Here is a 13,540-nt window from a genome sequence, read left to right on the forward strand (position 1 = left end):
ATCAGAGCAAGGAGGATGCTCATATGGAAGACAAAGCACTCATCACTGAAGCTTATCGACTCCTTTCCGAGTTAAATAAAAGCTACCAAAGCTGTAAACAAGGAACAGCTGATGATCTTCGACTGCAAGAGCTGCTGAACACCACTCTTAAGGAACTAAAAAAAGCAGAAAAGCTAGACAACAGTATCTTAATCGACCTTGAGAAATTTTACCAACGCACCAGTCTTCTGATTGGACTAGGGAGCCTAAAACTAAACGACCCAGCTCGCACTGCTTGGCGAAACTATGACAAGTTCCACTACGAACATGTCAAACACGTACTGACTCTCTATGGACCTGTTTTCGGATTTTAGAGCTTGAAATTACTTGTTTTCTATTGACAAAATTTCCTGAATGGTATAGGATAGAGGTACTAATACTCGGAGGTAAGGGAGACATGAACAACTAAGTCTATCAAATAAAGAATCTTTATTTAGTAGATCTTGTTTTTGTCTCTTTTTTGTGTGCTCTTTTTATACTAGATTTTCTAGTATCTTGTCCTCATAGAAAATCGAAAAACTAGAAAGCTATGCTCCTCTTGGGTTGGGTTAGGCAACTCCAAGCTAGTTTGACGAGTTTTTCAACGAGGATAATAGAGTTTTGACAGTGACTTTGGGCTCTACTAGATAAAGTAGAGCTTTTTGTTATGCACTATCGACATTCTAGAAAGGGCAACAATATGATAAAAATCAATCATCTAACCATCACGCAAAACAAAGATCTACGAGATCTTGTATCTGACCTAACCATGACTATCCAAGACGGGGAAAAGGTTGCTATTATTGGTGAAGAAGGAAATGGTAAATCGACTTTACTACGAGCTTTAATGGGAGAAGCATTATCTGATTTTACTATCAGGGGCGACATCCAGTCTGACCTTCAATCACTGGCCTACATTCCTCAAAAGTTACCTGAGGAGCTAAAAAATAGGACTCTACACGATTACTTCTTTTTGGATTCTGCTGATTTAGACTACAGCATTCTTTATCGTTTGGCGGAGGAGTTGCACTTTGATAGCGACCGTTTTGCTAGCGACCAAGAAATTGGTAGCCTCTCGGGGGGCGAATCTTTGAAAATTCAGCTCATCCACGAGTTAGCCAAACCCTTTGAGATTCTATTTTTGGATGAACCTTCAAATGACCTAGACCTTGAGACGGTTGATTGGCTAAAAAGGCAGATTCGAAAGATTAGGCAAACTGTTATTTTCATTTCCCATGATGAAGACTTTCTTTCTCAAACGGCTGATACTATTGTCCACTTGCGACTGGTCAAGCATCGGAAAGAAGCGGAAACGCTAGTCGAGCATTTAGACTATGATCGCTATAGTGAGCAGAGAAAGGCTAGTTTTGCCAGACAAAGTCAGCAAGCTGCTAACGACCAGAGAGCCTATGACAAAACCATGGAAAAGCATCGTCGCGTCAAGCAAAATGTAGAAACTGCACTTCGAGCTACCAAAGACAGTACTGCCGGTCGCCTATTGGCTAAAAAGATGAAAACTGTTCTCTCTCAAGAAAAACGCTTTGAAAAGGAAGCTCAGTCCATGACCCAAATGCCACTTGAAGAGGAACAAATCCAACTTTTCTTCTCAGACATCCAACCATTACCGGCTTCTAAAGTCTTAGTCCAACTGGAAAAAGAAAATTTGTCCATTGGCGAGCGTATTTTAGCTCAGGAGTTACGACTAACGGTCCGTGGCCAAGATAAAATCGGTATCATCGGGCCAAATGGTGCTGGAAAATCAACTCTGTTAGCCAAGTTGCAGCAACTACTAAGCGCCAAAAGAGAGATTTCACTTGGTTTTATGCCACAAGATTACCAAGAAACACTGCAATTGGATCTATCCCCAGTAGAATTTCTCAGCCAAACTGGACACAAAGAGGAAATACAGAAAATCCAATCTCACTTAGCCAGTCTTAATTTCAGCTATCCAGAGATGCAGCACCAAATCCGCTCCTTATCTGGTGGTCAACAAGGCAAACTCCTACTTTTGGATTTAGTGTTGCGCAAACCAAACTTTCTCCTTCTAGATGAACCCACACGTAATTTTTCTCCCACTTCTCAACCTGAAATCAGAAAACTCTTTGCCTCATATCCCGGCGGTCTAATCACTGTTTCGCATGACAGACGCTTCTTAAAAGAGGTCTGTACAAGTATCTATCGCTTGACAGAAAATGGTTTGGAAGTCGTCGATTTACAAGATTTATAAATGTTGAACATAGCAAAAATCCAGAGGCGAACTCTGGATTCTTTGGGCTGTTTGAGCTAACTCAAACAGCTTGAAAGATACTCACTTAATCAGAAGAACAACTTTGTTGCACTTGACTTGACAATTAAGGAAAAAATTGTTTTTCCATCTCTGCCACTTAACTACAAATTAAATAATTTATAACTAGTATTCTTTTTTCTCCATAATCATAACGGACAATTTTACTGCAAGCCCTATGATTAATATGCTTACAACTAAAATTCCTAAGCAAATCATTGATATAGAATTCTTACTAAAAATCTCCATTAGTTCTGCAAGAAAATTTGACTTTTCTTTTAACAGTGTTGATAAAGCAAATATTAAGAAATAAGTGATTACCATAATGAGTCTACCCTTTTCAGCACCATATTTAAGAATAAATGGTAATTGAATGGCAGACATAAGTATACTAGCAGCTAATGTAATTAAAGCAATAAACACTATATTATCCAATGACATTTGATTTTTTGTCATCAACAGTACAAAAATGCAGATTGAACCAACCAAACCAAAGGCAAATGCAAAGAAAAACTTGCTCAACACATAACTGCTCTTTTTTATTGGCATCGAAAATGCAAACTGTTCGAAATTTGATTTTGTATCATAGCCAAAGGCGATTGCAGTAAGTATGAGCGGAATCATTACACATATTAACGGAACCATAAACAATTCATTTTCATAAATTCCATATACAGCCAGTGCAATACTGATAGTAACCGTTAATAATAATGTCTTTTTTAAAGTTGCTATATCTTTCAAAATTAATGATGTCATTATTGTCTCACTCCTTTCACAAAGTAAATCATAATATCCTCAATTGACGGTTTTTGTAACTTGATACCATCAGGTACAAGACTCTTTTTAATAAGTAACTCTTGCCCAAAAGAATGTATTCTTCTTCCTACAATGGCTTCTTCATCAATGTTATTTACTTCTTCATTGGATAAAGTACATATACCGTAGTTTTCTTTTAACTCATCTTTTGTTTCCATAAATAAGATTTTTCCATTGTGAATAAAAGCAATGTAATCTGCCACTTTTTCTAAGTCAGATAAAATATGGGAAGAAATAAGAATTGTATGATTTTCATCTTGCATAAAATCTAATAACAAATCCAAGATTTCCTCTCTTACAATTGGGTCAAGCCCACTTGTTGCTTCATCTAAAATCAAAAGTTCAGCATTGTGAGATAAAGCAACAGCCATTGAAAGTTTCATTTTCATACCACGAGAATAGTTTTTAATCATCTTTTTATGTGGTAAATTGAATTTTTCAACGAATCCATAAAACTGCTTTTTATCCCATTTTGAATAAACTCTATGACAAAACTTTTCAACATCGATTAATGTCATTTCTTCCGGCACTAACAAATCATCAAATACCACTCCAAGTTTATCTTTCAGTTCAACACTATTAGGATTTTCCTCATCTAAAAGTCTTATATCGCCAGAGTCTTTTCTTAAAAGCCCAAGTAACAATTTTATAGTTGTACTTTTACCAGCTCCATTCTGTCCGATATATCCAACTATTGTTCCTTTCGGAATAGTAAGATTTACCGGTCCTAGTTTAAAACTGTCAAATGTTTTTACTAAATCTTTAATTTCAATAGCATATTTACTCATATTCACCCTCCACATAACTCTTTAACATTTTTATCAATTCATCACTGGATACATCTGCAATTTCTGAAAGTTCAACTACTTCTTGAAGCTTCGATTCAATTTTCTTTAAGTATTCTTCTCGAATTAGTTCTTTATTTTGTGCTGCAACAAAATTACCTTTTCCTTGTACCGAATTTATAAACCCGTCTAACTCTAATTCATCAAAAGCTCTTTTTGCAGTTAACATACTTACTCTTATTTCTTTCGCTAAGAATCTTATCGAAGGTAGTTGTTCTCCCACTTTCAAATCTCCAGAAATGATTTGTGCTTTAATTTGATTTTTTATTTGCAGATATATTGGTTCATCACTGGAATTATTTATCTGTATATTCATCATCAACCCCCTACTGTTATTTGTGTTTTAACTGTTATTATTATAGCATAACAGTTAAAACATTGCAATATCTAAAAAGAAGCAGACAAAAATTTTTTTCCCGCTTCTTCTCATTACTATCTAAATTCTTTCAGCAACTCTCTTAGCTTTTCCAATATCTTATTTCTTCTCTTTATGAGAGCTGGATGAGATATTTTTTTCATTTCAGCCACCAAACGAATAGTTTCATCATTGAAATAAAGTCTATCAATGATTTCTCTTTCTTCATCATTTAATTTTGATAGTGCATCTCGCACTGCCTCAATCATCCTCTGTGTCTGAACGTTTTTATCTACATCAAAACCCTCATCAACTATACTATCCTCAAAATGTCCATCATTTTCAAAAGACGAGAAAAAAGCAGGTGATTTCTTCTATCCACCTGCTTCAAATATTTTTCGGCTCTATAATATTTGTAGTGGGTAAATCCCCTATGGATATTATGGAGCTTATTTTAGCTTTTCTTCAACCCACTACAGTTGACAAAGAGCCATTTTTTCTACATATGTTTCAAACGCTCAATTCGTTCTGAGATAGGTGGGTGGGTGTAAAATAGTTTTTGGAGTCCGCCACCTTTCTTGGGATCATTGATATACAGAGCGCTGCTGGCATCATCTACATGGTGATGCATTGGCTCGCTATTGTCCAACTTGCGCAAAGCATTGATCATCCCTTGAGGATTGCGAGTCAGCTCTACACTAGATGCATCCGCCAGAAATTCCCTCTGACGGGAAATGGCTAGTTGTACCAAGGTTGCTGCGAGAGGTGCTAGAACAATGGCTAATAGAGAGATAACAAGCATGATAATCTCCAAACCATTTCCATCACGATCATTATCACTCCGTCTGCGACCAGCGCCACCCCACCACATCATCCGTCCTGCCATACTAGATAGAAGGGTAATGGCACTGGCAAGGGCGACAGCAATGGTCGAAATGCGGATATCGTAGTTTCGGATATGACTGACTTCATGACCCATGACCGCTTCTAGCTCCTCACGATTCATGATGGCTAGGAGACCCGAAGTAGCCGCAACTGCCGCATTCTGCGGGTTGGATCCTGTCGCAAAGGCATTTAAAGAAGAATCCTCAATGATGAAAACACGTGGCATGGGGATCTGAGCGACCATGGCCATATCTTCCACTACATGGTAGAGGTCTGGTGCCGTTTGCTCATCAACCTCACGCGCCCCATTCATAGACATAACAATCTCTGTTGATTGAAAGATCATGGTTAAGGCATAGACAAGACCAATGATTAGGGCTATGATCATCCCCCCAAGACCTGATCGCATGAAGAGATAGCCAACGGCATAACCAACCAGGGCCAAGAGTAGGAAGAAAACCAGCAACAAAATCCAGGTTTTTCGTTTATTGCTCGCAATTTGATCAAACAACATCTTAGTCACCTAATCCGCTAAAGTCAACTTTAGGAACTGCCTTTTCCTCTTCAGGTGTTTGAAGGAAGTCTGCAGCTTTAAAGCCAAATAGTCCTGCGATGATGTTGCTTGGGAAACTTTCAAGTTTTACATTGTAGTTGCTGACAACACTGTTGTAGAGTTGGCGTGAGTAAGAAATTTTATTTTCAGTATTGGTCAACTCTTCTTGTAATTTGATAAAGTTAGCACTAGCTTTCAAGTCTGGGTAATTCTCTGCTACTGCAAAGATACCAGAAATCTGGCGGGTAAGGGCATCACTGGCCTTCATAGCTTCAGCTGGTGAAGTTGCTGCGGCTACTTGTCTTCGAAGTTCTGTCACTTTTTCCAAGGTAGAACCTTCATATTTCGCATAGCCTTTGACTGTTTCAATCAAGTTTGGGAGGAGATCATTACGACGCTTCAACTGAACATCGATCTGGCTCCAAGCCTCCTTGGTTTGCATACGATTTTTCACCAAACCGTTATAGCTAACAATCACAAAAATAACAATCAGAGCCAAAACTCCAAGAATAATCCAAGTCATAATCTTATTCCTTTCTGCTTTTAGATTAATACTAGTATATCAAATTTTTAATGAATATGGTAAAATAAGATGATACTAGAGAAGGAAACTACTATGAAACCAGAAACATTTTACAGCCTACTAGCTGAGCAAAATCTTCCACTTTCTGACCAGCAAAAGAATCAATTTGAACGCTATTTTGAACTCTTAGTCGAGTGGAATGAAAAGATTAATTTGACCGCTATTACTGACAAAGAAGAAGTCTACCTTAAGCACTTTTATGATTCGATTGCACCCATCCTACAAGGCTTGATTTCAAATGAAACTATCAAACTTCTTGATATCGGAGCTGGAGCAGGATTTCCTAGTCTTCCTATGAAAATCCTCTATCCTCAGTTAGATGTGACCATCATTGATTCGCTAAATAAGCGCATCAACTTCCTTCAGCTTTTGGCTCAGGAGTTGGATTTGGATGGTGTTCACTTCTACCATGGACGGGCAGAAGACTTTGCCCAAGACAAGAACTTCCGTGCCCGGTTTGATATAGTGACTGCTCGTGCGGTTGCTCGTTTGCAGGTCTTGTCTGAATTGACAATTCCTTACCTTAAAGTTGGTGGCAAACTATTGGCACTCAAGGCCAGCAATGCCCCCGAGGAATTGCTAGAAGCCAAGAATGCCCTCAATCTGCTCTTTAGCAAGGTAGAGGACAACCTCAGCTACGCCCTGCCAAATGGAGATCCGCGCTACATCACTGTCGTCGAAAAGAAAAAGGAAACACCTAACAAGTACCCAAGAAAAGCTGGCATGCCCAATAAACGCCCTCTTTAAACAATTTACAAAATCATACCTCGCTCTCGCATTTCCGGGCTCGGGAAAAAATGATTTACAAAATCATTTTTTTCTGCTATACTATCACAAGCAAAGGTTTTTAATGTCATCCTGTGAGGTGACGAAGGCGCAGATTTATATAAATTTTTAAAAGATAGCTATTTTTTAAAAAGTCTTACTCTGAGGGCCTATTGCTGCAAAATAATGGGCTCTTTTTTGGTGCCCAAAAGTGAGGTTTTTATGAAACAGGAATCAACTGTTGACTTGTTACTAGACGTTGATCAACGTCCTTCTGCTGGTAAAGGTATTCTTCTAAGCTTCCAGCACGTATTTGCCATGTTTGGTGCAACCATTCTCGTTCCCTTAATTTTGGGAATGCCCGTATCGGTTGCTCTCTTCGCTTCCGGTATTGGAACACTTATCTACATGATTTCTACTGGCTTTAAGGTTCCAGTTTATCTAGGTTCTTCATTCGCCTTTATCACAGCTATGTCTCTAGCCATGAAAGAAATGGGAGGCGATGTCTCTGCTGCCCAAACGGGGGTAATCTTGACTGGTTTGGTCTATGTCCTTGTAGCAGCAAGTGTTCGTTTTGCAGGTACGAAATGGATTGATAAACTCTTGCCCCCAATCATTATCGGACCTATGATTATCGTTATCGGTCTTGGTCTTGCTGGTTCTGCTGTAACGAATGCTGGACTTGTAGCAGACGGAAACTGGAAGAATGCTCTTGTAGCCGTTGTTACGTTCTTGATTGCGGCCTTTATCAATACAAAAGGAAAAGGTTTCCTTCGTATCATTCCTTTCCTCTTTGCCATCATCGGTGGTTATATCTTCGCTATGATGCTTGGTTTGGTTGACTTTACCCCAGTCCTTCAAGCCAATTGGTTTGAAATTCCTGGTTTCTACTTGCCATTTAGTACAGGTGGAGCCTTTAAAGAGTACAACTTGTACTTCGGTCCTGAAACAATCGCCATCTTGCCAATCGCTATTGTAACCATTTCAGAACACATCGGAGACCACACAGTTTTAAGCCAAATCTGTGGCCGTCAATTCCTGAAAGAACCAGGACTTCACCGTACGCTTCTTGGTGATGGTATCGCGACATCTGTATCAGCCTTCCTCGGTGGACCAGCTAATACGACTTACGGCGAAAATACAGGGGTTATTGGGATGACTCGTATCGCTTCTGTCTCTGTTATCCGTAACGCGGCCTTCATCGCCATTGCTCTTAGCTTCCTAGGGAAATTCACTGCCTTGATTTCAACCATTCCAAATGCTGTGCTTGGTGGCATGTCCATCCTTCTCTACGGAGTTATCGCCAGCAATGGTTTGAAAGTTTTGATTAAGGAACGCGTTGACTTCAGCCAAATGCGTAACCTTATCATTGCAAGTGCTATGCTGGTACTTGGACTTGGTGGAGCAATCCTTAAACTCGGTCCAGTAACCCTTTCAGGTACTGCTCTATCAGCCATGACAGGAATCATCTTGAACTTGATTTTGCCACACGAAAATAAAGACTAATCATCTATACACAAAAAATCCACTCGATTGAGTGGATTTTTTAATTACTTACTCTTTATTTCCAACAGTAAATCTTTCAATGAAATAATGGTCACGGCTAGTAAAATCATAGCCATACCGATAAAATCAATCGCATAAAACTGTTCCTTCATAATCAGAAAGGCAAAGAAAACGGCAGAAATTGGCTCTATGGAAGCCAATAAACTAGACTTAACAGGGCCTATCAAACTAGCTCCCTTTAGGAAAGCTGTATATGCAAAGACCGTTCCGATGATGATAATCCCAGCAAATGCAAAGAGAAAATCTAAGCTGGTTGGTATGCTAGCCTGTAAGACTCCTGTGAAAGGAATAGCCACTACACCAGAAATAACCATCCCGACACCAATCACCGAAATACTGCCCCACTTCTTAATCAAAGCGATGGGAAGGATAATATAGAGGGCATAGGTCAAGGCTGAAAAGAGGCCCCAGAACAGGCCTAGGGGTGTGACAGACAACTGGTCAACTTTCCCATGCGTCGCGATCAGAAAAGTTCCTCCTATAGCCAATCCAATCGAAATAATCTCAGCCAGTGTCGGAGCTACCTTATCTTTCATACAGGTATAAACCAAAATCCCAACGGGGCATACATACTGGAGAACCGTCGCCGTTCCAGCATTGGTTTCCTGAATGGCAGAAAGATAGGCAAACTGGTTTAAGAAAAGTCCAAATAAGGCAAATAACAAGAGAGAGAAAAGGCTTTTTCTGTCTTTTAAAAAAGCAAGGAGTTTATCCTTTGCGGTAGCATAAGTTAAAAAAACCAGAGCCAATCCTGCAATAATGAGCCGCAGATTGGTCAAGACTAGAGCGGAAATCTCGTGTGCCATCAGGTATTGGCCACTGGTTCCAGACAAACCCCAAGCAATCCCTGCAACTACTGTAAATAGAGTTCCTTTTACGGTTTTTGACATTCTTCCCCCTACTCTTCTTGACGAATCATTTCCATCACTTGGTTTCGATCGATTATCCACTGCACACGTTCATCCTTCTCATAGGTTCGATTGGATAAAAAGATGGTGGCTTCTTGTTTCTCTCGATTCCACATGATGAAGGTACCTGTATAGCCCGTATGGTCGAGCCAGGCGCCCTCCAGGTTCCAAGCTAGCGAACGCTCCTTATCATCTAAAGGAGAAAAATTTCGGCTCAATTCTGCAGCAAAATCATCTTTCAAGTAATGTTCCAGAAAGATCTGCAAATCCTTAACAGTCGAAAACAAACCAGCACTTCCAGCGTGTTTCCCTAATAGACGGGCTTTGGGATCGTGAATGATTCCGGCCTCTACTCCTCTCACTGTTGGTACAGCTTGCTCAACGGGGCCGAACTTGGTCTCCTTCATCCCCCATGCTTCCAAAACTTGTTCTTCTATAACCTGATCCAAGTCTTGGTCAAAGATTTTTTCCAAAAGAAATCCTAAGAGTAAAAAGTGAACGTCCGAGTATAGGAAGGCTGACTGATTTCGTCTGTTGAGGTGAAACATGGCTTCTCTTAATTCCTCTGCCCTTAACTTGTCTCGATTGGGAATAAAGGGGTCCAAGTCTGTGGCATGGGTCAGAAGCTGCCGTATAGTGATATCAGGATAATCACACTCCGGTAAAAAATCCGTTACCGGTCGCTCAATATCGAATGTGCCCTGCTGCCACAAGAAGGTCAAAACCGTCCCCACTCCCACGACCTTACTCACACTGGCTAGATCATAAACCAAACCACTTTCTGTCTTCAAGTCTCTTTCTGGATCACTCAATCCTAGATAAGACTCTTTCCATTCACCATCCTTATAATACGCAAAAGAGGCCCCGGGATAAATCCCTGCCTCAATTTGATTTTCTATTTTTCTTAGAATTTTTTCCCACTTCATGCTTCTTCAAACCACAATTCAATGTTATTGGTATCTTTACCGAGGAAGAATTTTTCCGACTTTGGAATAAAATAGTCTGTGCCCTCAAATTTCTGACGAAGACTGATTAGATCAAAATTCTTGACTAAAAATTTTAACATCGTCAGGTCCCAAGTGACATTGTTTTCAACAGCCAAATCTGGTCCTTGCCCTTTAGTAAAGGTAATTGCTGGCGCTACTCCTTCAGGATCAAGTAAACTTTCTGTCCCTTCAGGCAAACGCAACTCCATAGAAACCTCAAATTGGCTCACGTATTTTATACCTGTATTTGAATAAAATTCAGGAGCGGTTTCCAGTGGTACCAGATCTCTTACATCATTTTCCGCATGAACAAGAATCACATCCTCTTCAGGTGAAACAATCTCAAAAGCATACCCACGGTTACCTTTAAATAAGCGAGGAAGAGACTTCATTTGAGAAAGAAGGGCCTCGATTTCAGAAGGATTCTCAACCTTTATCAAGAGTCTAGCTAGCTTCTTAAGCCCTTCAACTCTGCGTGTTCTCATGCTTGGAGCCTCTTCTAAAATCAATCTCTCCGTAGCTGTCTGATCACCTAAGGAAAGAAAGGCAGACTCTTCCAGCAAAGGTTTCATCCCCAGGGTTTCAATGTAAAATCTTTCATTTAATTTTCGATTATTAACTTTTAAAGTCGGAACGATCCGAACAATCTCATTCACCTTCATATATTCCTCCAACTCTTTTATTTTAAAGGATTTTCGAATATTTTACAAGCCATATCTATTTTATTTAGAAATTTTACAAGAAAAAAACTGGGATTCCCCAGTTTCATTTCTTATAGGTAAAGTAGTTTAAATAGTGCTACTGCCGCAATACCCGCTGCAATTGGAGCTACAACTGGAACCCATGCATACCACCATTTTGAATCACCCTTGTGTTGACCAAGAACTGATTTTGGAAGGAGTTCGTGAAGAAGACGTGGTCCGAAGTCACGAGCTGGGTTCAAACCAGGACCAGTAGGTCCACCGAGTGAAGTTACCAAGGCCATTACTAGGAAACCAAGTGCCAAGTGCGCAACTGAGATCCCAGCAGCTGTATGTGGAGCTACTTGAGCTTTCACTGCCAATTCACTTAAATCAACAGTTTGTCCAGCTTGAGTAGCCATTTGTTTCATGTATTGAAGAACCTCAGCACCAAAGAAGTTTTTAGTCAAACCAAGTGCTGCAAAGAAAAGAACAAATGAACCTACAAACTCATTGAGGAAGCCGTTAACAGTAGCTGCAAAACGTGATTCTTTTGTACCGTGGTCGATGCTTGAAATCGTTGAGAAGGTACCTAAGATATTGTTTGGATTTTCTGTCTTCAAGTAGTAAGGACGGTGAGTCGCTACAACCAAAGCTTGACCGAAGATTGCTCCCAAAACTTGTGCTAGGATGTAATATGGTACTTGCTCCCAAGAGAAAAGTCCACTAACAGCAAGTCCAAGAGTGAAAGCTGGGTTGATGTGGTTACCAGATACATTACCAAACATCAAGGCTGGGATCATAACCCCCATACCATAACCAACCGCGATAACGAGCCAGCCACTTTGGTGACCTTTCGTACCTTTAAGTTCAACGTTAGCAACTGCACCATTACCAAGAATGATCAAAATAGCAGTTCCCAAGAATTCTGTGGCATATTTAATAGCCCATGTAAAATCCATTTGATAGATTCTCCTTAAATTTTTTTAGACAATCCTTATTCTATCAATTTTTAGGCCTTTTAGCAATATCTTTTCTAAAAGAATCTATGGAAAACGCTTTATTTAACTTATCTTTAAGAAAAGGACAAAAGAAGTCAAACTCCTTTTGTCCTAATCGTTATTCTTGACGTTGACCAAAATCTGCAATCATCTGCTCCATCTCTTGGCGACTCGGAGTGGTCAACATATAAAGGTAGTCCCCTTGTAGCTCTGCAAAGGCTGCTGGCATGATTTTTTTGACCTTGAATTGCTGGCTGTACTTAGCAAGCAAGTCTTCTTCTGAATAGACATAATTTGCATTTGCACGACGTGATGTAGCTAGACAGTATTGAGGTTCAAATTCTGATTCTGGGAACTCTTCTCCTGCGACAATCGCCGCATAGCCTCGGTAGAGGTCCAAGGAGTGAGCGAAGTTATACACATCAATGGTAAAGCCACCTGCAGGACGGTTATTGTACTCAATGGCAATGTAGTCGTCCCCGTCACGGAAAAACTCGATATGGAAAAAGCGTTCTCTCATTCCAAATTCTTTGACAATGGCCTCGCCATACTTGCGCAGTTTTGGATCCATATCCTTGAGTACATAGTAGGAATTGTCCATCTTATAAATCATGAGATCAAGTGGAGTATGGGCATAATCAAAAGTCGTTGAAAAGACGATGTTGCCATCCTTGTCCACAAGTCCGTCAAAGGTGCAGATTTCGCTAGAAGTGACAAATTTTTCAAAGAAATAAACGGTTGAATGGTCCCATTCAGCCTTAAAGTGATTTACATCGTCTTCTGTCTCAAGCTTAAAGGTTGCTGCCGCTCCCACTCCATTATCAGGTTTGGCAATCATTGGTAGACCGATTTCGTTCACTGCTTTATCCACATCTGCTTCCGTCTGGATAACAGCACCAGGTACCACAGGGACACCTGCTTTTTTGAAAAGTTTCTTCATCTCAGACTTATATTTGGTCTTTTTGAGATCCTCTGGTTTGGCACCAAAAACATTGAATTGCTCACGAAGTGCTGCATCCAGCTCAAGCCAGTATTCATTGTGGGACTCGATGCGGTCGATTGGTCCATGCTTGTAGAACAGAAAGGCAACAGCACGCTTGACTTCGTCTATGTTTTCAAGATTATCTACACGGAAATACTCAGTCAGGCTATTGCGCAAAGGTTCATCAAGTTGTTCGTAGGGCTCCTGACCAATTCCCAAAACGGTGATGCCTTTATTGGCTAGCTCGATGGTAAACTGTTGGAAGTTTTGCGGATAGTAGGGAGAAATAACAAGGTAATTCATAGGCAACTCC

Annotated in this window: 14 protein-coding genes and 1 pseudogene; 4 read left to right on the plus strand and 11 right to left on the minus strand. The window is 40.1% G+C overall.

The features are described 5' to 3' along the window. Window positions 1–23 precede the first annotated feature (23 nt). Window positions 24–353 (plus strand): helicase BlpT, encoded by a 330-nt coding sequence (locus M1G01_RS03930; RefSeq protein WP_247931217.1) that lies wholly within the window; start codon window positions 24–26, stop codon window positions 351–353. Between the two features lie 332 nt (window positions 354–685). Beyond that, complete coding sequence (locus M1G01_RS03935; protein WP_247931218.1) at window positions 686–2,245, plus strand: ATP-binding cassette domain-containing protein; 1,560 nt, start codon at window positions 686–688, stop codon at window positions 2,243–2,245. A gap of 183 nt (window positions 2,246–2,428) precedes the next feature. Here M1G01_RS03935 and M1G01_RS03940 read toward each other — a convergent pair whose 3' ends face one another. The 6 genes and pseudogenes from M1G01_RS03940 to M1G01_RS03965 all read right to left on the minus strand — a co-directional run bounded on the left by M1G01_RS03940 (window position 2,429) and on the right by M1G01_RS03965 (window position 6,279). Next, on the minus strand, window positions 2,429–3,058 hold the full coding sequence (locus tag M1G01_RS03940) for an ABC-2 transporter permease (protein WP_000202415.1): 630 nt from the start codon (window positions 3,056–3,058) through the stop codon (window positions 2,429–2,431). Beyond that, entirely contained in the window at window positions 3,058–3,906 is an 849-nt protein-coding gene (locus M1G01_RS03945; RefSeq protein WP_247931219.1) for an ABC transporter ATP-binding protein, read from the minus strand. Before M1G01_RS03945 ends, M1G01_RS03940 begins: the two co-directional genes overlap by 1 nt. Next, window positions 3,899–4,279, minus strand: a complete 381-nt coding sequence (locus M1G01_RS03950; RefSeq protein ID WP_001025497.1) for a GntR family transcriptional regulator — start codon at window positions 4,277–4,279, stop codon at window positions 3,899–3,901. The genes M1G01_RS03945 and M1G01_RS03950 overlap by 8 nt, the downstream gene beginning before the upstream one ends. 116 nt (window positions 4,280–4,395) lie before the next feature. Continuing rightward, window positions 4,396–4,757, minus strand: a pseudogene (locus M1G01_RS03955) (RNA polymerase sigma factor). Between the two features lie 60 nt (window positions 4,758–4,817). Next, window positions 4,818–5,717 carry a zinc metalloprotease HtpX gene (gene htpX, locus M1G01_RS03960; protein ID WP_049506037.1) on the minus strand — a complete coding sequence of 300 codons (900 nt, stop codon included), beginning with the start codon at window positions 5,715–5,717 and terminating at the stop codon, window positions 4,818–4,820. A gap of 1 nt (window position 5,718) precedes the next feature. After that, the gene (locus M1G01_RS03965) at window positions 5,719–6,279 is read right to left on the minus strand and encodes a LemA family protein (protein ID WP_000219838.1); all 561 of its coding nucleotides are present in this window, start codon (window positions 6,277–6,279) and stop codon (window positions 5,719–5,721) included. A 93-nt stretch (window positions 6,280–6,372) separates the two neighbouring features. Here M1G01_RS03965 and rsmG point away from each other — a divergent pair, with 93 nt between their 5' ends. Beyond that, on the plus strand, window positions 6,373–7,086 hold the full coding sequence (gene rsmG / locus M1G01_RS03970; protein WP_247931220.1) for a 16S rRNA (guanine(527)-N(7))-methyltransferase RsmG: 714 nt from the start codon (window positions 6,373–6,375) through the stop codon (window positions 7,084–7,086). Between the two features lie 240 nt (window positions 7,087–7,326). Next, window positions 7,327–8,610 carry a uracil-xanthine permease family protein gene (locus M1G01_RS03975; RefSeq protein ID WP_000808282.1) on the plus strand — a complete coding sequence of 428 codons (1,284 nt, stop codon included), beginning with the start codon at window positions 7,327–7,329 and terminating at the stop codon, window positions 8,608–8,610. Window positions 8,611–8,654: 44 nt separating this feature from the next. On the opposite strand, the gene M1G01_RS03980 is transcribed toward M1G01_RS03975, so the two are convergent. From M1G01_RS03980 to M1G01_RS04000, 5 genes are all read right to left on the minus strand, one after another. Continuing rightward, complete coding sequence (locus M1G01_RS03980) at window positions 8,655–9,560, minus strand: DMT family transporter (RefSeq protein ID WP_247931221.1); 906 nt, start codon at window positions 9,558–9,560, stop codon at window positions 8,655–8,657. 8 nt (window positions 9,561–9,568) lie between these two features. Then, window positions 9,569–10,504 carry a serine hydrolase domain-containing protein gene (locus tag M1G01_RS03985; RefSeq protein ID WP_247931222.1) on the minus strand — a complete coding sequence of 312 codons (936 nt, stop codon included), beginning with the start codon at window positions 10,502–10,504 and terminating at the stop codon, window positions 9,569–9,571. Then, entirely contained in the window at window positions 10,501–11,226 is a 726-nt protein-coding gene (locus M1G01_RS03990; RefSeq protein WP_247931223.1) for a CppA family protein, read from the minus strand. The genes M1G01_RS03985 and M1G01_RS03990 overlap by 4 nt, the downstream gene beginning before the upstream one ends. A gap of 110 nt (window positions 11,227–11,336) precedes the next feature. Further along, window positions 11,337–12,206: an aquaglyceroporin Gla gene (gene gla, locus M1G01_RS03995; RefSeq protein WP_000348117.1), complete on the minus strand. Its 870-nt coding sequence runs from the start codon at window positions 12,204–12,206 to the stop codon at window positions 11,337–11,339. 157 nt (window positions 12,207–12,363) lie between these two features. Further along, a complete protein-coding gene (locus M1G01_RS04000; protein ID WP_247931224.1) occupies window positions 12,364–13,530 on the minus strand; it encodes an ATP-grasp domain-containing protein in 1,167 nt (388 codons plus the stop codon). Between the last annotated feature and the right edge of the window lie 10 nt (window positions 13,531–13,540).

This window comes from Streptococcus oralis, assembly GCF_023110055.1.
Taxonomy (GTDB): Bacteria; Bacillota; Bacilli; order Lactobacillales; family Streptococcaceae; genus Streptococcus; species Streptococcus oralis_BY.